The sequence below is a fragment of the Billgrantia kenyensis genome, assembly GCF_013697085.1.
Classification (GTDB): domain Bacteria; phylum Pseudomonadota; class Gammaproteobacteria; order Pseudomonadales; family Halomonadaceae; genus Halomonas; species Halomonas kenyensis.
This window is the reverse complement of sequence record NZ_JACEFT010000009.1, coordinates 1-21,095: the sequence shown is the minus strand read 5'-3', so window position 1 is coordinate 21,095 and position 21,095 is coordinate 1. Positions and strand designations below refer to the sequence as shown.

Below are 21,095 nucleotides of genomic sequence, written 5' to 3'. Positions count from 1 at the left end.
AAAGGATCAGCCTTCGTCGATACTGGCGAGGACTTCCCTGACACGTTCGGTCGTTTCGCGATAGATCTCCTGAGCGCTCTCGAGGCCCTGAACGTTTTCCAGGCCTGCCGAGGCCTGACGCCCCATGGCCTGGGCGGTGTCGGTCTCGAGACCGGTCATGATGCACTCGGAGAGTTGCTGCTGGATCGACTCGGGCACCGACGAGAAGGTGTAGACCAGCAGGGGTGCCTCGAGCGACACATCGTAGCCCGCTTCCTGGAAGGTCGGCACGTCCGGCAGCACGTCGGAACGCTCATCGGCAAAGACGCCGATGGCGGTGACCTCGCCGTTGTTGACGTTGGAAACGATGGAGGGCGGCAGCGTCATGCCCAGGTCGATATGGCCGCCCAGTATCATGGTGCGGGTCTCACCGCCACCGGTGGTCGGCAGGTGCACGTTCTGGATACCGGTTTCCTGCTCGAGCATGACCAGCGGCAGGTGCACCAGGCTGAGCGGGTCGGCATGGCCGAATACCAGGGTATTGGGCTCGGCCTCGGCCTTCTCGATCCAATCTTCGATGGACTGGATCTCATGATCCGCCTTGACGTAGACGGTGGGTTTCCAGTCGGTGAGATGCACGATGGGCACCCAGTCCTCGACCTCCCAAGGGGTGTCCTCGGTCAGCGTCTGGGTGATGGTGGCGGAGTAGTCCGCCATGAGGATGGTATGACCGTTGGGCTCGGCATCGGCCACGAACTGCAGCCCTTCCATGCCGCCCGCCCCGGGCATGCTGACCACATCGATTCGGCTGCCGCAGTGCTCGGCGGCATTGGCGGCAATGATGCGGGCCGTGATATCGGTGCTGCCACCGGCACCGTAAGGCATCACGATACGAATGGGACCATCGCCCAGGCTGGCCTCCGAGGCCAGAGCGCTCCCTGCTGAAAAGGTGAGGATGGCCGCACTGACGGCAACCGCCGTTCTTGTCATCTTGAAGGACATGTCCTAGCTCCCAACTTATTGTTGATATGGGTTGAAACACCACCGCTCATGACTCAGAGCGACAGTCCTCTTATCTACCCTATTCAACCGGCCAGGCCCGGACTTGCTCGTTTTGATGATGTTCTTGTCAATTTCACGGAAAGTGCCACGCTTTCAATGAAAAAAAGAAGCGAAATTAGTCAATTAACACTCAGTAAATTAAGAAAGCTCGAGAAACGAGACCGGTGCCCCTGCCGCATAGGCAGCGGCACCGATCAAGCGAGTCACACCACCAGCGGCGTGACGAAGAAGGCGATCAGGAAAGCCGTCCCTAGCCGCATGACGATACCCAGCACCGCAGCCCCCATGGCCTCTTTCTCGCTGAGATCCGAGCTTTCCGCCCACACTACCGGCACCTGACCGAACACGGCGGAGAGAGGGAGTCCGGAGGAGGCCAGCACGAAGGAGCCCACCACCAGCGAGGGATCGAGGTCGGCGGCAATGCTCTGCAGCTGCCCCATCGCCAGCGTCGGGCTCACCAGCACCGAAAGCACACCGGTTTCCGGGTGAATATTGAACAGCAGCATGACCTTGCCCAGGCCGGACTCGATCGGTGCCCAGATACCGACGTAGTCGAGCACACCGATCACCGCGAAGACCAGCGCGACCGCGGGAATCAGGATCAGCAGCAGCAGTTCCACGCCTTCCCGCGCCGCACTGAACAGCGTGGGCATGAAGTCACGATCGGGAGTAAAGGTCGGCAGGTGGCCGATCTCGACCCGCTTCACGTTGCGGTAGAGCACCTTGGAGAGAATCAGCGGCACGATCACCAGCGGCAGGAACACTGCCAGCAGCACCACGACGAAGGCATTGACCCCGGCGAAGGTCAGCGCCATCAGTCCCAGCATGAAGGTGGAAAACGACTGCTGCGACTGCACCATGGTGGCGACGGCCAGCTTCTGTTCATCCTTGGTGGCACCCGCCTTCTTGAGAATAGGCCCGGAGATCTTACCCGCGGCATTGATGTCGCCGAATATGTTGTAGACGCTGGGGATGATCACCGCGGGATTCACCCCCAGCAGCTTCATCGCGGGGACGAAGATACGCACCAGTGCATCGGTGAAGCCCAGCCGCTCCAGCAGCCGGCCGATGATCACGCTGACGATGATGGCCGTGCCAACCACGCCGGTGAGGAAGACGTCGACCACCACCGGCTGGACGGAGTCGAGTATGGCGTTGAACAGCCCCGCGAGGCTGGTGGGAGAGAGCAACAGCGTCAGCAGGCAGATGCACAGCAGCACGATGCCGATAACTTCGATGCGCTTCCACGCCCGCTTGTGCGCCGGCAGGGCCGCATCCTTGGTTTCAGGGGTTGTGGCAGGGGTTTTCATGACAGTGCCTCTGTTGTTATTGAACGGACTGTTATCGAGTGGGCGCTTGGGAAGAGCATAACGGCAAGTGGTGGCGTCATGTCTCGCTCAGCGCATGCTTGCCCAGCAGGTGGCTTGCCGACATTTCCCGGGCATAGGCCTGCATCGCCTCGTTGCCCACCCGGCGCACCGGCGTGGATGTCACCCGGTCGCGGAACAGCACCACCTCCACGCCTTCGAGCAGCTCACCGAGGGCATAGGCCAGGGGCAATCCGTTCTCGAGAATCTCCATCACGTGGCAGTTGCCGACCAGGAAGTTGAGCCCCAGCTCGCGGGCCGTCTCGATCAGCTCGTGGCCGGCATAGACGCGGCTGATCGAGGCCAGCACGGTGTCCACCCCGGGGTTCTCGGCCACCGCCTGGCGCAAGTTCTCCGGCGAGAAGCCGGTGTGCGGAAAGATATGCAGAACACGTTCGACGTGACTGTCACGCTCGCCCAGGTGAATGAAGCCACGGGTCTCGACGCTGGTTTCACGGATCTCCTCGATGCCGCGCACCAGGCGCTCTTCGGCCAGCAGAGTGCGGTCCTGGTCCAGCGCCATGAAGCCATCCAGTCGGTCGAGAATGTCGCCCAGGGTCGCTACACCGGGCAGCGCACGGCCCACGAACATGATGTTGCCGTGCACACCGCCATAGGAGATGCTGCCCTTCTCCACCTTGTGCCCGTGCAGGAAAGGAATCCCGGGGTGCAGGCCGTGAAAGGCCTCGTGACATTCGAGCCCGGCCACGTCGTAGAGATCGAGGTAGTTCTTCAGCGTCACCCCGCCACAGCTGGCGGCGTCGGCGATGGGATGATGCGCCACCACCGCATCCACGCCGGTGGCGCCCGCCAGCTCGATCACCAGCTCCGTCATGGTCATGCACACGGCGATCTTCTTCACTTCCTTGTTGGGGTTGCCATAGATCAACCCTGGAATCTCCAGCACCTCCTTGCCGTAGATTCCCGAGGATTTCATGATCACGAAGGGGTGATTGCCGCTCTTCACCTCCTCCATGGACGAGACCGTCCGGCCGCCCGTGATCACGCTCATCGCATTGACGATATCCGCTACCTTGGCCATCGCTATTCTCCTCTCATAACCAAAAAAAAGACCGCCAGCACAGCGAGAGGCTTGAAGCCTCCAACTGCGCTGACGGTCTCGAGCACTCGCCTGTCAGGGCGAGTTCACATCACCAGTCAACGTCTTGCCTGCGGATTTGCGGACCATGCCCGACGCCGTCAACGTCAGAGGTAGTCGCGCACATCCTTCTTCATGACCACCACTGTGGCGGAGAGCTCGGCTTCGGCATCGTAGTCCTTGAAGATGGACAGGACCTCGAAGCCGTACTTCTCCTCCAGCAGCAGCTTGAATTCTTGCTTGAACCCCTTGATGAGATAGTGGTCGGCCAGCTCGCTCACATTGCTATTGAGCCTGCTCAGATAACCCAGTGCCGGAACCCGCTTGTGCAAGGCGATGACGAGAACCCTGTCGCCCTGGATATCGACCTTCTGGCGCACCACGCCGATACCGAATAGACGGTGGTTGACCTCGTTGTAGTCCTTGATCAGCTCCTGCTTGAGCTGGCCCAGGGAGCTGATGCCCAGGGCGTCACTGCTTGAGGAGGGGGTGTCCAAGGCGCTCATATCAGGGTCGACCTCATCTTGTTCCGGCTGGCTTCTGCGGTCAGCTGGTATACCAATCTCACTCAAAACTCAGCCTAGCCAAGCGAGAAAATGGTGTCAACAAGAAATAATCGATTATTTCATCGTCGCCACCCTGGCATGAAAGGCAAGAAAAATTAGCTACCTATACAGAATTGGGGATTACCTGCCCTTCCACCCGTATCCAGTTCATGAACTCAACAAAGCGTTACGGTATACCATATCCTCACCACCGCCCTACCCAGAGCAGGCTAGGGCCAAGAGGTAACCGAGCGAGGCCTTGGCAAAAGGCCGCGGTTCAGCCCACATTAACCCTCGCCGTTTCGTCCCATCAGCCAGGAGCCCTGTCGATGCATATCGTGATCCCCGACGACTATCAGGACTGCGTTCGCTACCTCGATGCCTTCAACAGGCTGGAAGGTCACGACGTCACCATCTTTAACGACACCGCGACCGACGAGGATGCTCTGGTGAAACGCTTTTGCGATGCCGAGGCACTGGTGCTGATTCGCGAGCGCACGCCGATCACCGCCTCGCTGCTGGCCCGGCTGCCCCGGCTCAAGGCGATCAGCCAGACCGGCGGCGGCGCGGCCCACGTCGACATGGCCGCCTGCAAGCGCCACGGGGTCACCGTGATGGCCGGCACCGGCTCACCCAACGCTGCCGCCGAGCTCACCTGGGGCCTGGTGCTGGCCGCCATGCGTCACATCCCCCAGGAGTTCGAGAATCTGAAAGCCGGCCGCTGGCAGCGCACCCTGGGTACCGGCCTCAAGGGCCGCACGCTGGGCATCTTCGGCTACGGCAAGATCGGCAAGCTGATTGCCCGCTACGGCCAGGCCTTCGAAATGAACGTGCTGGTGTGGGGCCGCGAGGGCACCCGTGCCCGCGCCGCCGAGGCGGGCCTGGCGGTAGCGAAAAGCCAGGCCGAGCTGTTCGAGCGCAGCGACGTGCTAAGCCTGCACCTGCGGCTGAACGACGACACCCGCGGCATCGTCGGCGCGGAGGACCTTGCCCGCATGAAGCCCACGGCACTGCTGGTCAACACCAGCCGCGCCCCGCTGATCGCCCCGAGCGCGCTGGAAGCCGCGCTGCGCGAAGGCCGCCCGGGCCGTGCCGCGGTGGACGTGTTCGACGAGGAGCCGGTGGCCAGTCATCCACTGCTGGAACTCCCCAATTTTCTCGCCACCCCGCACCTGGGCTACGTGGAGAAGGACAGCTACGAGCTCTACTTCGGCGACGCCTTCGACAACCTGCTGGCCTTCGAGGCTGGCCGGCCGGTGAAGAACTTGGCGGAGTAGGCGATACGAGGCGCCCCGAGAATCGATCCAGGCGCGGGAAATAGCAACGAACCCGAGGAGAGGGTCGAGAGGGGGCTGGCCGGGGAGAGCTGATACACGAGAGGCAGCTGCCTCACGCCGGCCGCTCCAGTCCGAACAGATCGGTCGTACGAGCATAATCGCTGCCCGCCATACGCCCGATGGGCTTGAGCGCCTCGATGCTCACGTGCCGCCCGTTCCAGATGGCATCGTCGAGATGGATCGACACCACCTCTGCCAGCACCAGGCAGCCCGCCATGGGCTGATCGCCAAAGCGCACGATCTCACGCAGCCGACAGCCGAAGGCCACCGGCGCCGCCGCCACACGTGGCACCGACAGCCCCGGCATGGCGATTTTCTCCAGCCCCGCCAGGGCGAATTCGTCCTCTCCCTCCGGCAGGCTGGCGCTGGTGGCGTTCATTTCATTGACCAGCGTCTCACCGCTGATGTGCACCACGCACTCCGGCACCTGCTCCAGGTTGCGGATGGTGTCCTTGGGCTGACCCTCACCGTTGAGCAGCGGCGAGAAGCCCAGCACCGGCGGCGCCACGCTGACCACGTTGAAGAAGGAGAACGGCGCCAGATTGGTACGCCCTTCGGCGTCCTTTGTGGACACCCAGGCGATGGGGCGCGGGCAGATCGTGCCGCAGAACAATCGATAGATGGCCCCGCTACTCAGCGGTGACTCTTCCAACAGATAGTCGCTCATGGCCGGCCCTTGTTGTCTTAGGTGAAGACCTTACATCCTACACCCGCCGGGGCACCGCTCAATGTGACACTGCCAGGTCTGCCACCCGTTCAGGGGGCAACAGCGCCAGCGAAGCCTTCATTTCACGCACTTCCTCACCGGGCGGCCGGCCGAAGAAGCGCTTGAACTCGCGACTGAACTGCGAAGCACTCTCGTAACCCACCCTGGCGGCGGCAGCCGCTGCAGGCAGACCGTCGCGAATCATCATCATTCGTGCCTGATGAAGCCGCGTCGACTTGATGTACTGTAGGGGTGAGGTTTGCGTCACGGCCTTGAAGCGCACGTGAAAGGCTGCCGTGCTCATGCCGACATCGCTGGCCAGGCCTCCCACCTCCAAGGGCTCGGCGTACTCCGCGTGAATACGCTGCAGCGCCTTGGCAATCCTGCCGAACTGGCCCTGCTGGGCCAGCGCCGCGCGCACGCTACCACCCTGTTCGCCGGCCAGTATCCGATAGTAGATCTCCCGCACGATGTTGGGCGCCAGCACTTGCGCCTCGAGAGGTGAAGCCAGCGCCTCGAGCAGCCTGAGCGTAGCGCCTGACATAGGCGCATCGAGCGGCGTGGAAAGCATGCCTCGTGGTGGCGACTTCAAGCGTGCGTCCGTCTGGTCCAGCATGAAGACCAGCTCCGCCACCACGGCCATATCCAGCCGAATCGACATGGCCAGCAGCGGCTCCTCGGGGCTGGCCTCGGTTTCAGCAGCAAAAGGCAGCGGTACCGACAGTACGAGATAATGCAGGGCATCGTAGAGATACACTTCATCGCCCAAATAGCCTCGCTTGCGCCCCTGACACACGATCACGATGCTCGGCTCGTACATCACCGGGGCGAGCTTCAGCGGTCGGTCCGAGCGCATGAAGCGCACCTCGTTCAGCAGCGACTGGGTGAACCCTTCATGCGGCGCTAGCCGATACAGCAGCTCGATCATTCGCTCTTGGGAATTCAAGGTAGGTCGTATAGACACGTGGCAGCCCTCACTATTCGCATCACTAAAGATTTAGGCAAACTTCCGGGCAAAACACACCTGAAAAACGCTTCCTCTATAGGATCAGGCAATACTGCAATAGGAATGGCTCTGTCGGCTTTTACTGCCCCTCCGTAGGCTTACTACAACGACGCTCTTGCTCGTGAATTGATCATCCGAGCCCTGTTAGAGAGTCGTCACAAGCCCCCCCTACGGAGTCATTCTGATGAGTAAAGTCATTCTTCTCACCGGCGCCAGCAGCGGCATTGGCGAGGCCACCGCCCGGTTGCTGGCCAAACAAGGCCATCATCTGGTCATCGGCGCACGCCGCACCGAGCGCCTGGAAGCATTGGCTCAGGCCATTCGTTCCGAAGGCGGCAGCGTCGAGTATCGAGCGTTGGACGTTACTCAGCGCGAAGACGTGCAGGCCTTCGCCGATGCCGCGCTGAAGCTCCATGGTCGCATCGACGTGATCATCAACAATGCCGGCGTCATGCCGCTCTCGCCCCTGGCCTCGCTCAAGGTCGAGGAGTGGGACCGCATGATCGACGTCAACATCCGCGGCGTGCTGCACGGTATCGCTGCCGTGCTGCCCACCATGCAGACCCAGGGCAGCGGACAGGTGATCAACATCTCCTCCATCGGCGGCCTCTTTGTGGTGCCCACCGGCGCGGTCTACTGCGCTACCAAGTTCGCCGTGCGGGCCATTTCCGACGGGCTGCGCCAGGAGCACGACAGCCTGCGCGTCACCTGCGTCTATCCCGGCGTCGTGGAATCGGAACTGGCCGACACCATCACCGATGCCGGCGCCGCCGAAGCGATGAAGAGTTTCCGCGAGATAGCTCTCAAGCCCGAGGCCATCGCCACTGCCATCGCTCACGTCATCGCCCAGCCCGATGGGGTGGACACCAGCGATATCGTGGTTCGCCCCACCGCAAGCCCGGTATGAGCCAATCCGCTTCGAGAAAGCCGATGAGCATCGCGACCACGAAACGCAACCCCATACTCTTGGCCATGCTCTCAGCCCTCCCCCTCCCGGGGTGGGCTGCCATCGCTAACGGAGACGACACCATGGAACGCTAGAGGGAACTCTCTCCCGGCAGCGAAAAGCCAGACCGAACGGCACCCTCCTCACTAACCAAGCCCTGATTGAGCTGACCGAACGGCACCCTCCTCACTAACCAAGCCCTGATTGAGCTGACCGAACGGCACATGTACCGACGGCAGAATATCGCTGGTGGCCGAGAGGTGGGATGCCTGGTCGTCGAAGAAAATATGCGGCTTGATGATGCCGAGAACATGCTCCTTGGCGATGCCGCCGAGGAAATAGGCCTCGTTGACGGTCACCCCCCAGCTACGCATGGTATGGATGACCCGCTCATGGGCCGGCGCGTTGCGGGCGGTGACGATGGAAACCCTGACCTTGGGGCGATACACCCCCTGCGTTTCCTCTTCTCGCTGCTTTTCCAGCATCTGGATATGGGCCAGCTTACGCAGAAAAACGGCCAGCAAGCCCGCCTCGGGCGGCACCTGGGCATTGGCCCGCTCATACTTGTGAAAAGCTTCGATCCCCTGCTGTTGGTAGATGGTTTCGGACTCGTCGGTGACCAACACGCCATCGAAATCGAAGGCTATGCGCAGCTCCTCCTCGTCGGTCAGGTCGAGATCGCCCGACGACAGCACCTGCCCCGCCGGATGCCCGGCCAGGATCGCCTGATCGACGTCCTGGCGATTGGCCGACAGAAAAAGGCTGATGTTCAATGCCGGAATGAAGCGATGGGGGTAACGCCCCTGGAGAAAGATCGCCCGAGTGATACCCAGCTCGTGGTACTCGATCGACTTCATGACCCGTAGCCCGGTCTCCGGATCGTTGAGAGAGAGCAGTACCACTTCGATGGGTGGGTTGTCCGGGCTTAGCTCGTTCAATGACAGCAGACGCTTGATGAACGGGAAGGCAACGCCGGTGCTTAACGGCTGGTTCTCGTTGTCGCGCTGATAGATGCGATAGGACGCCTCGCCCTGCTCGCGAAAGACCCGATCGGATTCCTCCAGATCGAACAAGGCGCTGGATGCCAACCCGATTACCAGGCGTTCGCTGAGATCGTAGGCCATGGTCGTCCTTGAGAAATGAGAAAGAAGTGCAACGCACGATCTCAAGACCATGCCTCACAGTTCACGGCCAGACAAGCGCCGATCTGTATAGGTATCCAAGGGTGCCACTGTATGGCTGTGCAGCCTTTCAGCTGTAAAGCTGCATAACTGTCTTTATGGCAATATGGTTGGGCTCACTTAAGCCGCAAGGACCCGCCATGCCGTTCGCCGCTCCCCAGGAGAATGTCCTCACCCCCGGCTTCATGGTCGTTCACGGCAATCGCCTGGAGGACCTGCGCGGCGTGGCGGTGGAGTGGATGAAGCGCCACCCGCTGGCACCGCTGGAGAACGAGACCATCCTGGTGCAGAGCAACGGCATCGGCCAGTGGATGAAGCTGGCGCTGGCCGCCGACGAGGCCGACGGCGGCAGCGGCATCGCCGCCGCGCTGGACGTCACCCTTCCGGCACGCTTCCTGTGGCAGGCTTACCGTGCGGTGCTCAACCATGTGGAAGGCGATGCCAATGCGGTACCGGCCACCTCGCCCTTCGACAAGTCGCGCCTGCTGTGGCGGCTGTTGCGCCTGCTGCCGGAGCTGATGCCGCGTGACGAGTTCGCCCCGCTGCGCCGCTTCCTCGAAGGCGACAGCGACCTGCGCAAGCACCACCAGCTCGCCGAGCGCCTGGCCGACCTGTTCGACCAGTACCAGGTGTACCGCGCCGACTGGCTCGAGGCCTGGGCTCGCGGTGAGGACGTGCTGATCTCCGCCCGCGGCGAAGCCCAGACGCTTCCCGACACCCAGCGTTGGCAGCCGGCCCTGTGGCGAGCCGTGGTGAAAAGCGTTGCCGAAGACGTGGGCGACAGCGGCGTGGCCTCCAGCCGCGCCATGGTGCACCGGCGCTTTCTCGCCGCCGCCCGTGAGCTTCACGGCGGCGAATGCCCCCCCGGCCTGCCGCGGCGGGTGATGGTATTCGGCATCTCATCGCTGCCCCAGCAGGCGCTGGAGGCACTTGCCGCCATCGCCCGCTGCTGCCAGGTGGTGCTCTGCGTACACAACCCCTGCCAGCACTACTGGGCCGACATCATCGAGCATAAGGACCTGCTCCGGGCCCAGCGTTTCCGCCAGCGGCGCAAGCAGGGCATGCCGGCCCAGCTCGACGTACTCGGCGTTGGAGATGCCAGTGGTGACGGAGCGGAGAGCCTGCACCTGCACGCCCAGCCGCTGCTGGCCGCCTGGGGCAAGCAGGGCCGCGACTACCTGCGCCTGCTCGACGAGCACGACGACGCCCAGCAGTACGAGCCGCTGTTCAAGGCCGACTCGCTGCGCATCGATCTGTTCGAGCCCTTCGTGTGCGAAGGCGACGGCCGGCTGCTGCAGCAGCTGCAGGACGATATCCGCGAGCTGCGCCCGCTGCACGAGACCCGCGAGACCTGGCCGGCGGTGGACCCGAGCCGCGACGACTCCATCGTCTTCCACGCCGCCCACAGCCCCCAGCGCGAAGTGGAGATCCTGCACGACCAACTGCTCGCCGCCTTCAGCGCCGATCCGACACTCAAGCCGCGCGACGTGATCGTGATGGTGCCGGACATCGACCACTACGCGCCCCACGTACAGGCCGTTTTCGGACAGATCGAGCGCGATGATCCGCGCTTCATCCCTTTCACCCTCTCCGACCAGGGCAGCCGCCACCGCCTGCCGCTGCTGATCGCACTTGAAAAACTGCTGCGCCTGCCGGAGCTGCGCCTCTCGGTGAGCGACCTGCTCGACCTGCTCGACGTACCCGCCCTGCGCGCCCGCTTCGGCATCGACGAGCAGGACGTGCCCACCCTGCGCCGCTGGATCGAGGGCGCCGGCATCCGCTGGGGGCTCGACGCCGGCCAGCGCGGCAGCCTCGACCTGCCCGCCGGCATGGAGCAGAACACCTGGGCCTTCGGCCTGCGCCGGCTGCTGCTGGGCTACGCCGTGGGCGAGGCCGCCAGCGGCCCGTGGCAGGGCATCGAACCCTTCGACGACATCGGCGGGCTGGAAGCGGCGCTGGCCGGCCCGCTGGCCGCGCTGCTGGAAACCCTTGAACAGCAGTGGCGCCACCTGCGCGAACCCACCGACGTGGCCGGCTGGGTCGCGCGCTTGCGCACCCTGCTGGAAGCCAGCTTTCTCGCCGAGGCGCCGGAAGACAGCCTGATGCTGGCCCAGCTCGAACAGAAGCTACAGGAATGGCAGGAGAGCGCCGAAGAGGCCGGCCTGGCCCGTGAACTGCCGCTCTCAGTGGTGCGCGAACACTGGCTGGCCCAGATCGACGAGCCGAGCCTGTCGCAGCGCTTCCTGGCCGGGGCGGTCAACTTCGCCACCCTGATGCCGATGCGCGCCATCCCCTTCAAGCGGGTGTGCTTGCTGGGCATGAACGACGGCGACTACCCGCGCAGCCACCCGCCGATGGACTTCGACCTGATGAACGGCGACTACCGCCCCGGCGACCGCTCCCGCCGCGAGGACGACCGCTACCTGTTCCTGGAAGCGCTGCTCTCCGCCCGGGAGCAGCTCTACGTGAGCTGGGTGGGTCGCAGCATCGTCGACAACAGCGAGAAGCCGCCCTCGGTGCTGGTCGGCCAGCTGCGCGATCATCTCCAAGCCGGCTGGCAAACGGCCGACGGCAGCGACCTGCTCGCGGCCCTCACCACCGAGCACCCGCTGCAGCCGTTCAGCCGCACCTACTTCCCCAGCGAGGCGCAGCAAGCCAAGCGCAGCATTTCAGCCCGGCGGCTGTTCACCTTCGCCCACGAGTGGCGCGAGGTGCATGGTGAGGCGAAGTCGGAATCAGCGCCCCTCGAGCTCGGGGAGTTCACACATGAAGCTCCTCTTACACTGGCCCAACTCGGCGGCTTCTTGAGAGACCCGGCCCGCGCCTTCTTCACCACCCGGCTCAAGGTATTTCTGGAACGCGAGGACATCGTCAGCCTCGACCACGAACCCTTCGCCCTGGACGGCCTCGCCAACTGGCAGCTGCAGGACCTGCTGATCCGCGAGCAGCGCCGCGCCGTGGATGAAGGCCACGAGCGCCTGCCCGTGCTGCTCGACACCCTCGACCGCCTGCAAGGCCAAGGTGTACTCGCCATGGGAGCCTTCGGCGAGCGCATGCGCGAACAGCTCAGCGAACCGATGGAAGCGCTGTTCGAAGCCTACGAAGAAGCGCTGGAAGCCTGGCCCCGCGCTCTGGACGAGCCCGAGCCGGTGCAGCTCAGCGTGCCCGGCGCCCCGCCTATTGAGGATTGGCTCAATGAACTGCGCGAGACCGAATCAGGCGAGCGCTGCCGCCTGGTGCTCGCCAGCAGCAGCCTGGTCAAGAAGGGCAAGTACCGCTGGTCGCACATCCTGCGCCACTGGGTCGCGCATCTGGCCGGCCATCTGAACGATAGGCCCATGACCACCCTGCTGCTCTCCAAGGCCGGCCACGTCACCCTGCCGCCCCTCGACCCGGAAGCCGCCCGTGGCCACCTGCGCGAGATCGTCCGCACCTGGCAGGCCGGCATGCAGATGCCCCTGCCGCTGGCCTGCGACACCGCCTTCGTGTGGCTGAGCAAGCTGGGAACACCTGACACCGAGCGCGACAGCGACGCCTGGCGCGCCGCCGCCAGCGCCTACAACGGCGACGACTTCAACGCCGGCGAGGCGGGCCGCAACGCCTATCTTGCCCACAGCTGGCCCAGCTTCACCGCGCTATATGAAGCCCGTCAGGACAGGCTCGGCTTCGCCGAACTCACCGAACGGCTGCTCGCCCCGGTGCATCTGGCCGTCAAGGGCGACAAGAAAGAGCGCGACAAGAAAGAGGGGAACAAGAAAGAGCGCGGGAAGAAGGCAACGAAGACATCGGGGAGCCAGGCATGAGCGAGGTCACGCAGTTAGATCCATTGTCGTTTCCGCTTCACGGCAGCCGTCTGATCGAAGCCAGCGCGGGCACGGGCAAGACCTTCACCATCGCCCTGCTCTACGTGCGCCTGGTACTCGGCGCCCGCTCGGCCGACGACGCTGCCGCCTTCGAGCGCCCGCTCACACCGCCCGAGATCCTCGTCGTCACCTTTACCAACGCCGCCACCCAGGAGCTGCGCGAGCGGATTCGCGCGCGGCTGGTCGAGGCAGCAAATGTATTTCTCTCTCTACAGGCGCCCGAAGCCGCGCCCCCACAGGCGCCCGAAGCCGCGCCTCCCCAGGCGCCCGAAACTAAATCCGACACTGCCCAAGCTTCGGGAGCAGGATGTAGCGGAGGTCCTATGCCAGGGATGGCATCGGTAGCGCCCAGGGATGGGTTCACAGCGCCTCCGCGAAATCCTGCTGACGAAGCGGCCCACCAAAGCCCTGACGCCGGATCGACCGCAAGTGCCGTGACACCCCCGACCGCCGAAAGTCAGGCCGATCCGCTGTTGATCGCCCTCCGTAACCAATACGATCCCGCTACCTGGCCCGCCTGTGCCCGGCGCCTGCAGCTCGCCGCCGAATGGATGGACGAAGCCGCCGTCTCCACCATCCACAGCTGGTGCTACCGCATGCTGCGTGAGCACGCCTTCGACAGCGGCAGCCTGTTCTCGCTCAACCTGGAAAACGACCAGACCGAGCTGGAGCTCGAAGTGGTGCGCGACTACTGGCGCAGCTTCTACTACCCGCTCAGCGTCGACGAGCTGGCCACCGTGGTACGCCACTGGAGCACCCCCGAGCAGCTCCACGCCCCCGTGCGCGGCCTGATGCCCGAAGCCGAAGCACTGAACAAGAACGCCCCGCCCCCGGCCGAGACCATCGCCAACGCCAGCCGCGAGACCGCCGAGCGCCTGGCCCAGCTCAAGGCCCCCTGGCCCCAGTGGGTGAACGAGTGCGAGGCGCTGTTCGAAGAGGCCGCCCAGCAGAAAGCCTTCAAGGGCCAGAGCTTCAACGCCAGGAGCCGCGCCAACTGGCTCGGCGCCCTGCGTGAATGGTGCCAAGGGGAGGCCACCTGGCCCGGCCTGACCGACGCCGCCTGGAAGCGCCTCACGCCCCGGGGCATGGCCGATATCTGGCTCAAGGGCGAGCCGCCGGATCACCCGGCGCTGGCCGCGCTGGAAAAGCTCCAGGACGAACTCAACGCCCTGCCCGATCCCTACGCCGACCTGCTCACCCACGCCGTGCACTGGTGCCGGGCGCGACTCGACCGCGAGCAGGAGCGCCGCGCCGAGATGGGTCCCAATGAGCTGCTCACGCATCTCGATAGGGCGCTCACCGGCCCCAATTGCGAAGCGCTGGGCGCACAGATCCGCCGTCAGTTCCCGGTCGCCCTGGTCGACGAGTTCCAGGACACCGACCCGGTGCAGTACCGCATCTTCGACTGCGTATACCGCATTCGCGAAAACCGCCCGGAGTGCGGTGTGTTTCTGATCGGCGACCCCAAGCAGGCGATCTACGCCTTCCGCGGCGCCGACATCTACACCTACCTGCGCGCCCGCCGCGACACCCAAGGCCGCCACGTCACCCTGGGCACCAACTTCCGCTCCAGCCGCGAGATGGTCGAGGCGGTGAACCGCTGCTTCGAATTTGCCGAAGCGCACCCGCCCGGCGCCTTCCTGTTCAATTCCCCCGTGGGGAATCCCGTTCCCTTCCTGCCCGTAGGAGCCAAAGGACGCAAGGACTCACTCACCCGCCAGGGCCAGCCGCTGCCGGCCATGACCCTTTGGCAGCTCGAGTGTGATGAGCCGCTCTCCAAGACCGCCTACCAGCAGGAGATGGCCGAGCGCTGCGCCTCCACCATGGTGGAGCTGCTCAATGAGGGTCAGAGTGGCAGTGCCGGATTCCAGAACGAGCAGGGCGAATTGCAGCCGCTCAAGCCTTCCGATATGGCAGTGCTGGTCAATGGCCTGGGCGAGGCGCGCTCGATCCGCCAGGCGCTGGCCCGGCGCGGGGTGAAGAGCGTCTACCTCTCGGACAAGGACAAGGTGTTCGCCTCGCCGGTCGCCCCCCAGCTCGACGCCTGGCTGCGCGCCTGTGCGGCGCCCGATGACGACAGGCTGCTGCGCACCGCCCTGGCCACCTCGGTGCTGGGGCTCGATATCGCCACCCTAGACCGCTTGAACGAAGATGAACTGGCCTGGGAAGGCCGCGTGCTGCAGTTCCGCGACTACCATCGGCTGTGGCAACGCCAGGGCGTGTTGCCGCTGGTGCGCAAGATCATTCACGACTTCGACGTGGCGCAGCGACTGCTTGCCTGGGGGCCTGCCAGCGACGGTGAGAGAGTACTTACCGACCTCTTACATTTAGGGGAACTGCTGCAGCACGCCAGCCAGGAACTCGACGGCGAACATGCACTGATCCGCTTTCTCGCCGAGGCCATCGCCAACCCCGAAGGCCACGGCGACACCCACAAGTTGCGCCTGGAGAGCGACGCCGACCTGGTGCAGGTCATCACCATTCACAAGTCCAAGGGGCTGGAGTACCCACTGGTGTTCCTGCCCTTCATCTGCAACCACCGCGCCACCAAGAAGGACGACTCACCGCTGCGCTGGCACGACGCCGAGGGCCGCCTGCGTATCAGCCTGGAAGCCGACGACGAGACCCTGGCCACCGTCGACCGCGAGCGCCTGGGCGAAGACCTGCGCAAACTCTACGTGGCGCTGACCCGTGCCCGCCACGCCACCTGGCTCGGCATGGCCCCGCTCAAGGGCGGCGAAGGCAGCGCCATCGGTCAGCTGCTGGCCAACGGCGACCTGCTCGGCCCAACTGCCTTTTCACAAGCGGTAAGCCGGCTCAAGGGCAACTGCGACGCCATCGAGATCGCCCCGGCGCCGCCGGCCCACGCCGAGATCGTTCGCCAAGCCGAGCGCGACGACGCCTTGGGCGAAGCGCGTACCCCCACACGCCCCGCCCGGGAGCACTGGTGGATCGCCAGCTACTCGGCGCTGCGCCTCTCCGGCGAGATCGTCAGCGTCGAATCGGCCAGCGCCCCAGTAAGGACTGACTCACCTGTTAAGCCCCATGACAGCGAAGCGCAGCGTAGCGGCAGCCTGCCGGAACCCGCCACCGCCATGGAAGCCACCGCGCTGGAGGTGCTGGAGGAACCCCGCGACAGCGGCCAGAGCGAACCGCTTCCCTCGCTACACAGGTTTCCGAGAGGCCCAGGACCGGGGACATTCCTGCATGGCATTCTGGAATGGGCCGGGGAACAGGGCTTCGCCCGCGTGGCCCGCGACCCGGCCCTGCGCGAGGACACCCTCGCCCGCCGCTGCCAGGTACGCGGCTGGCAACCGTGGCTGAACACCCTGAACGCCTGGTTCGGCACCCTGCTCGCCGCCCCGCTGCCGCTGCCCAACGGCGCGGGCAGTCTCAGGCTCGAAGCGCTCAGCCGCTACCAGGTAGAGATGGAGTTCTGGTTCGCCTCACGCCAGGTCGACACCCGTCGGCTGGACGCCCTCGTAAGTGCTTACACACTCCCCAGCACGCCCCGCCCCGCGCTGGACGCCGACACCCTCAACGGCATGCTCAAGGGCTTCATCGATCTTGTGTTCGAGCATGAGGGACGCTACTACGTGGCCGACTGGAAATCGAACCACCTGGGGCCGGACGACAGCGCCTACAGCCAGGAAGCCATGCGTCAGGCGGTGGCCGCCAAGCGCTACGACCTGCAGTACGCGCTCTACCTGCTGGCCCTGCACCGGCTGCTCAAGGCGCGCCTGCCCGGCTACGATTACGACCGGCATATCGGCGGCTCGCTCACTGTCTTTCTCAGGGGAGCGAATGCAGAGAGCCGCGGCGTACACGCCGAGCGCCCCCCGCGGGAGCTGATCGAAGCGCTGGACGCGCTGTTCCAGGGCGACGCCCGAGCGGCAGGCACCCGCACCACCACGGAGGCGCCGGCATGAGCAAGCGCAGCAAGCACCACGACGACGCCACCCTGGATCTGTTCGCCGACCAGAACGAAAGCGCCAGCGACGGCGGAAAAGAAGAACCCCGCGTGAACGACGGCCCCGGTGTCAGTGCCAAGCCGGAACCGCTACTGGCCGCCCTGCACGACACCCAGGCGCTGTTCGCCCTGCTCGACCGCTGGGTGGAACGCGGCTGGCTGCGGGCGCTGGACCGGGCGCTGGCGAGCTTCTTCCAGCGCGAAGTGAACGACGCCCCGCCCCTGCTGCTGCTCGCCGCGGCGCTGGCCAGCCATCAGCTCGGCCGCGGCCACGTGTGCCTCGATCTCGCCCAGACTCTGACCGCCCCCGATCTGGCGCTCTCGCTGCCGCCGGAAGGCGACGATTTGAGCGACCCGCCGCCGCTGCCCAGCGAGCTGCTGGCCGAGCTGGAACTTACCACCTGGCGCAATGCCCTGCACCACTCCGCCCTGGTGGCGGACGGCAACGAACCACCGGGCAACACCCCGCTGGTGCGCAGCGAGCGCAACGGCAACGTGCGCCTCTACCTGCGCCGCTACTGGCAGTACGAACAGGACATTCGCGGCCTGATCGGCGCCCGGCTCACTGCCGTTCCTCAAGAATCCGCCCAAGCTGCAAACCAGGCCGACACTGCCACCCTGGCCCGGGCGCTGGCCGCGCTCTTTACCCCGGGGCATGAACTCGACTGGCAGCAGGCCGCCTGTGCGCTGGCAAGCCGCTCGCACTTCGCCGTGATCACCGGCGGCCCCGGCACCGGCAAGACCACCACCGTGGTCAAGCTGCTCGCCTTGCTGCAGGCGCTGGCCCTGGGCGAAACCGCACCAGCCGGCGCCGCCGCTCCGCGCCCGCTGCGCATTCGCCTGGCCGCCCCAACCGGCAAGGCCGCCGCACGGCTCAACGAATCCATCGCCAAGCAGGTGCAGGGGCTTTCGCTGGTGGAACTGGCCGCCGCCGTGGGCCAACAGGGTGTGGATATCTCAACCCTGCGCGACAGCATTCCCACCGAAGTGACCACGCTGCACCGCCTGCTGGGCTCGCGCCCGGATACCCGCCACTTCCGTCACCACGCCGGCAACCCGCTGGCGCTGGACGCCCTGGTGATCGACGAAGCCTCGATGGTGGATGTCGAGATGATGGCCGCCGTGCTCACTGCCCTGCCGCCAAGGGCACGGCTGATCCTGCTCGGCGACAAGGACCAGCTCGCCTCGGTGGAAGCCGGCGCCGTGCTCGGCGACCTGTGTCAGCGCGCCGAAGGCGGCCACTACACCCCGGCCACCTGCGACTGGCTGCAACGAGTAACCGGCACGCCGATCCCCGAACGCTACCAGGACGAAGGCGGCCAGCCGCTGGACCAGGCCATCGCCATGCTGCGGGTGAGCCACCGCTTCGATGCCAAGAGCGGCATTGGCCAGCTAGCCGAAGCAGTCAACCGCCCGCTCGGTCCCGATCAGAACGAGAAAGAGGCGCAGAAGGAGAAGAAACACGCGGTACGCGAGATCTTCGGCACTGATGGCACGGATGGAAAGCCACGCTACGCCGATATCGCCCGCCTCGCCCTGGCAGACGCCGACGACCCGGCGCTGGATCGCCTGGTGGTGAACGGCAACCCGGCTGGATTCACCAACAACGGCGAAGGCCGCCACGACCGCCGCGGCGAGCCCATCGCCCCGCCCCGCGGCTACGCCCACTATCTGGACGTGATGCAGGCAGCGCGGCCCACCCAGCCCTACTTCGGCGAAGGCGAAGCGCGCCAGCCCTATGACGACTGGGCCCGCCAGGTACTCGAAGCACACGGCCATTTCCAGTTGCTGTGCGCGCTGAGGAAAGGCCCCTGGGGCATTGAAGGACTGAACCCGCGCATCGGCCGGGCCCTGCGCCGCGCCGACTGGCTCAAGGCCAGCGACCTGGAGCTGGAACAGGGCTGGTTCGAAGGCCGCCCGGTGCTCGTCACCCGCAACGACTACGGCCTGGGGCTGATGAATGGCGATATCGGCATCACCCTCGCCGTGCCCGAAGCCCGCAGCGCCAGTGAGACACCCGGCCGCACCCTGCTGCGCGTCGCCTTCCCGGCCAGCGACGGCAGCGGCGACATCAAATGGGTACTGCCCAGCCGCCTGCAAGCGGTGGAAACCGTATTCGCCATGACGGTACACAAATCCCAGGGATCGGAATTCACCCACACCGCCCTGCTGCTCCCCGACGCCCCCAACCCCATCCTTACCCGGGAACTGGTCTACACCGGCATCACCCGCGCACGCGACTGGCTCACCCTGGTGGAGACGGGGCGCGGGATGCTGGATGAGGCAGTGACGAGGGAGGTGGTTAGGGCGAGTGGGTTGGGGAGGTTGTCATGACACTTCCTAAGCGGTCACTCGATTATGCCTGTCGTAACCTATCTCAACCTGGCCGCCCTACTCACCCGAGTACAGCCAGCGCTAAGGCTGAAGGCCTACCTGCTGATACTGGCGATACTGCTCACCCTGCTGGTGGTTATGAGCCGTGCCTACCTCGGCGAGCATTGGCCGACGGATGTACTTGCCGACTGGACTGCCGGAGCGGCCTGGGCCGTGCTGTGCTGGCTGGTGAGGCGCTGGTTGCAGCGGCACGGCAAGTAGAGACAGAGGCGAGCAGCTCGGGCACCGAGTAGGTGCTTAAGCGATGGGAGCTGTAGCATTCTAGTAGTGCTGCCGCTAATCCCATCCTCACCCGAGAGCTGGTCTACACCGACATCACCCGGGCGAGGGACTGGCTCACGCTGGTAGAGTCGGGACGCGGGATGCTGGATGAGGCGGTGACAAGGGAGGTGGTGAGAGTGAATGGTTGAATTCAAATCTTCAGTATCATTAAGCAACAGCAAGCTGGCTTACATTGCAAGCAACTAGGGAGCAAAGAGGGAGCATGAAAATTAAAAAAATCGTCCTAAAAGGTGTGAAATCATTCCAAGACTCTCACTCAATATTTTTCGATGAAGAGAGCTCTGTCTTTACTTTTTCTGGAATAAATGGGGCTGGAAAATCTACAATTCTTAAGTCAGCCTGGCTTGTTCAAAAAGCACACTTCCAAAAAATTCTCGGAAGTGAAGATTATTCCGAAAGCGTTAAAGAAGACATCTTCAGACTTTTAAATTCAGAAAGCTCTTACATTGAGCTACTGATAGCTCATGAGAGCCAAGAAGCGTCCATTAGATTAAAAAGAAATGAAAACTGTTATTATGGGGGAGAGCTTACTTATGAAAACGAAGGCTTGGTAAAAGATAACTGGAACCTCGAAGACCCAAGAAACATTTTTTTATACATTGACTCCAGCAATGAATTCTCTGAAGAAACAGTTACTTATGACGACATAAACATCTCCTCGAACAGCAAGCAAAAAGTAATTATCGAAGCCATAATGAAGCCGGAAAGGCTTTTTTCAGGCATATATAGACAACTTGTCACAGACTGGCTACATGACAGAGTCATCCCAAACAAACCGGCCCGACTTGTTTACTATCATGTTGCAGGAAAACTCTTTAACAGTCTTATCCCGCTGGTTAATCTAAGCAATTACAGCGGCAATGTCAAACCTGGAGAATTTATTCTTTTAGGAAAGGCAAGGAAAGGAAGAAAGCCAATTTCTTATGACGTAAGAGAGTTTAGCTCAGGAGAAAAGTCGCTGTTAAGCACATTAATTCTTCTTTGTCTTCCAAAGTCTGTCGGCGCTATCATTATTGACGAACCTGAAAATCATTTTCATGAATCTCTTCTCTTAGAGTTCATAAGCCTGCTCCACACTCTAACCTATAAAGGTGGCGTTCTAAGCTGGACACTTGCAAACAACAGCAATGGAAAAGAAATAAATGAAGACTGGTTAGAAAAGGAGTTTTCCAGCCATGATCTACATCAAATAATTATATCCACCCACTCCAAAACACTAATCTACAAGACGTTTTCAATCGGCAAAAACTACATAGTTGATGGCAGAATAAAGCCACTAGATGTAGGGTCCCGGATGATCAAATCGCCTATAGGAGTTATCCTCTGCTAGTGGCCAGAGGGCTTCTTCAGCAATTCAT

At 63.5% G+C, this 21,095-nt stretch carries 14 protein-coding genes; 7 read left to right on the top strand and 7 right to left on the bottom strand.

Features of this window, described 5'->3' with window-relative positions; all coding sequences use genetic code 11:
* Window positions 1-6 precede the first annotated feature (6 nt).
* The 4 genes from H1D44_RS08940 to H1D44_RS08925 all read right to left on the bottom strand — a co-directional run bounded on the left by H1D44_RS08940 (window position 7) and on the right by H1D44_RS08925 (window position 4,013).
* Window positions 7-981 (bottom strand): Bug family tripartite tricarboxylate transporter substrate binding protein, encoded by a 975-nt coding sequence (locus H1D44_RS08940; RefSeq protein ID WP_181514506.1) that lies wholly within the window; start codon window positions 979-981, stop codon window positions 7-9.
* 263 nt (window positions 982-1,244) lie between these two features.
* Complete coding sequence (locus H1D44_RS08935; protein WP_181514505.1) at window positions 1,245-2,351, bottom strand: hypothetical protein; 1,107 nt, start codon at window positions 2,349-2,351, stop codon at window positions 1,245-1,247.
* A gap of 76 nt (window positions 2,352-2,427) precedes the next feature.
* Window positions 2,428-3,450 carry a Nif3-like dinuclear metal center hexameric protein gene (locus H1D44_RS08930; RefSeq protein ID WP_181514504.1) on the bottom strand — a complete coding sequence of 341 codons (1,023 nt, stop codon included), beginning with the start codon at window positions 3,448-3,450 and terminating at the stop codon, window positions 2,428-2,430.
* Window positions 3,451-3,614: 164 nt separating this feature from the next.
* Window positions 3,615-4,013 carry a Na-translocating system protein MpsC family protein gene (locus H1D44_RS08925; RefSeq protein WP_181514503.1) on the bottom strand — a complete coding sequence of 133 codons (399 nt, stop codon included), beginning with the start codon at window positions 4,011-4,013 and terminating at the stop codon, window positions 3,615-3,617.
* Between the two features lie 368 nt (window positions 4,014-4,381).
* Here H1D44_RS08925 and H1D44_RS08920 point away from each other — a divergent pair, with 368 nt between their 5' ends.
* Window positions 4,382-5,329 (top strand): D-2-hydroxyacid dehydrogenase family protein, encoded by a 948-nt coding sequence (locus tag H1D44_RS08920; protein WP_181514502.1) that lies wholly within the window; start codon window positions 4,382-4,384, stop codon window positions 5,327-5,329.
* Window positions 5,330-5,441: 112 nt separating this feature from the next.
* Here H1D44_RS08920 and H1D44_RS08915 read toward each other — a convergent pair whose 3' ends face one another.
* Both H1D44_RS08915 and H1D44_RS08910 read right to left on the bottom strand, forming a co-directional pair.
* Complete coding sequence (locus H1D44_RS08915; protein ID WP_181514501.1) at window positions 5,442-6,056, bottom strand: flavin reductase family protein; 615 nt, start codon at window positions 6,054-6,056, stop codon at window positions 5,442-5,444.
* Window positions 6,057-6,114: 58 nt separating this feature from the next.
* Entirely contained in the window at window positions 6,115-7,023 is a 909-nt protein-coding gene (locus H1D44_RS08910; protein WP_181514500.1) for an AraC family transcriptional regulator, read from the bottom strand.
* A gap of 262 nt (window positions 7,024-7,285) precedes the next feature.
* Between H1D44_RS08910 and H1D44_RS08905 the strand changes: the two genes are divergently transcribed.
* Window positions 7,286-8,008 (top strand): SDR family oxidoreductase, encoded by a 723-nt coding sequence (locus H1D44_RS08905; RefSeq protein WP_181514499.1) that lies wholly within the window; start codon window positions 7,286-7,288, stop codon window positions 8,006-8,008.
* Window positions 8,009-8,193: 185 nt separating this feature from the next.
* On the opposite strand, the gene H1D44_RS08900 is transcribed toward H1D44_RS08905, so the two are convergent.
* Window positions 8,194-9,171 carry a 5'-nucleotidase gene (locus H1D44_RS08900; RefSeq protein WP_181514498.1) on the bottom strand — a complete coding sequence of 326 codons (978 nt, stop codon included), beginning with the start codon at window positions 9,169-9,171 and terminating at the stop codon, window positions 8,194-8,196.
* A gap of 197 nt (window positions 9,172-9,368) precedes the next feature.
* Here H1D44_RS08900 and recC point away from each other — a divergent pair, with 197 nt between their 5' ends.
* From recC to H1D44_RS08875, 5 genes are all read left to right on the top strand, one after another.
* Complete coding sequence (gene recC, locus H1D44_RS08895) at window positions 9,369-13,031, top strand: exodeoxyribonuclease V subunit gamma (RefSeq protein ID WP_181514497.1); 3,663 nt, start codon at window positions 9,369-9,371, stop codon at window positions 13,029-13,031.
* Window positions 13,028-17,020, top strand: coding sequence for an exodeoxyribonuclease V subunit beta (gene recB, locus H1D44_RS08890; RefSeq protein WP_181514496.1), 3,993 nt, complete (start codon window positions 13,028-13,030; stop codon window positions 17,018-17,020). Before recC ends, recB begins: the two co-directional genes overlap by 4 nt.
* Window positions 17,017-19,395 (top strand): exodeoxyribonuclease V subunit alpha, encoded by a 2,379-nt coding sequence (gene recD / locus H1D44_RS08885; protein WP_181514495.1) that lies wholly within the window; start codon window positions 17,017-17,019, stop codon window positions 19,393-19,395. Before recB ends, recD begins: the two co-directional genes overlap by 4 nt.
* A gap of 24 nt (window positions 19,396-19,419) precedes the next feature.
* Window positions 19,420-19,656, top strand: coding sequence for a phosphatase PAP2 family protein (locus H1D44_RS08880; protein WP_238984363.1), 237 nt, complete (start codon window positions 19,420-19,422; stop codon window positions 19,654-19,656).
* Between the two features lie 283 nt (window positions 19,657-19,939).
* On the top strand, window positions 19,940-21,067 hold the full coding sequence (locus tag H1D44_RS08875) for an AAA family ATPase (protein WP_181514494.1): 1,128 nt from the start codon (window positions 19,940-19,942) through the stop codon (window positions 21,065-21,067).
* The last annotated feature ends 28 nt before the right edge of the window (window positions 21,068-21,095 follow it).

Coding starts and splice junctions, on each gene's coding strand:
- H1D44_RS08940 (WP_181514506.1), bottom strand. CDS start 981: ATGTCCTTCAAGATGACAAGAACGGCGGTTGCCGTCAGTGCGGCCATC.
- H1D44_RS08935 (WP_181514505.1), bottom strand. CDS start 2,351: ATGAAAACCCCTGCCACAACCCCTGAAACCAAGGATGCGGCCCTGCCG.
- H1D44_RS08930 (WP_181514504.1), bottom strand. CDS start 3,450: ATGGCCAAGGTAGCGGATATCGTCAATGCGATGAGCGTGATCACGGGC.
- H1D44_RS08925 (WP_181514503.1), bottom strand. CDS start 4,013: ATGAGCGCCTTGGACACCCCCTCCTCAAGCAGTGACGCCCTGGGCATC.
- H1D44_RS08920 (WP_181514502.1), top strand. CDS start 4,382: ATGCATATCGTGATCCCCGACGACTATCAGGACTGCGTTCGCTACCTC.
- H1D44_RS08915 (WP_181514501.1), bottom strand. CDS start 6,056: ATGAGCGACTATCTGTTGGAAGAGTCACCGCTGAGTAGCGGGGCCATC.
- H1D44_RS08910 (WP_181514500.1), bottom strand. CDS start 7,023: ATGATCGAGCTGCTGTATCGGCTAGCGCCGCATGAAGGGTTCACCCAG.
- H1D44_RS08905 (WP_181514499.1), top strand. CDS start 7,286: ATGAGTAAAGTCATTCTTCTCACCGGCGCCAGCAGCGGCATTGGCGAG.
- H1D44_RS08900 (WP_181514498.1), bottom strand. CDS start 9,171: ATGGCCTACGATCTCAGCGAACGCCTGGTAATCGGGTTGGCATCCAGC.
- recC (WP_181514497.1), top strand. CDS start 9,369: ATGCCGTTCGCCGCTCCCCAGGAGAATGTCCTCACCCCCGGCTTCATG.
- recB (WP_181514496.1), top strand. CDS start 13,028: ATGAGCGAGGTCACGCAGTTAGATCCATTGTCGTTTCCGCTTCACGGC.
- recD (WP_181514495.1), top strand. CDS start 17,017: ATGAGCAAGCGCAGCAAGCACCACGACGACGCCACCCTGGATCTGTTC.
- H1D44_RS08880 (WP_238984363.1), top strand. CDS start 19,420: ATGCCTGTCGTAACCTATCTCAACCTGGCCGCCCTACTCACCCGAGTA.
- H1D44_RS08875 (WP_181514494.1), top strand. CDS start 19,940: ATGAAAATTAAAAAAATCGTCCTAAAAGGTGTGAAATCATTCCAAGAC.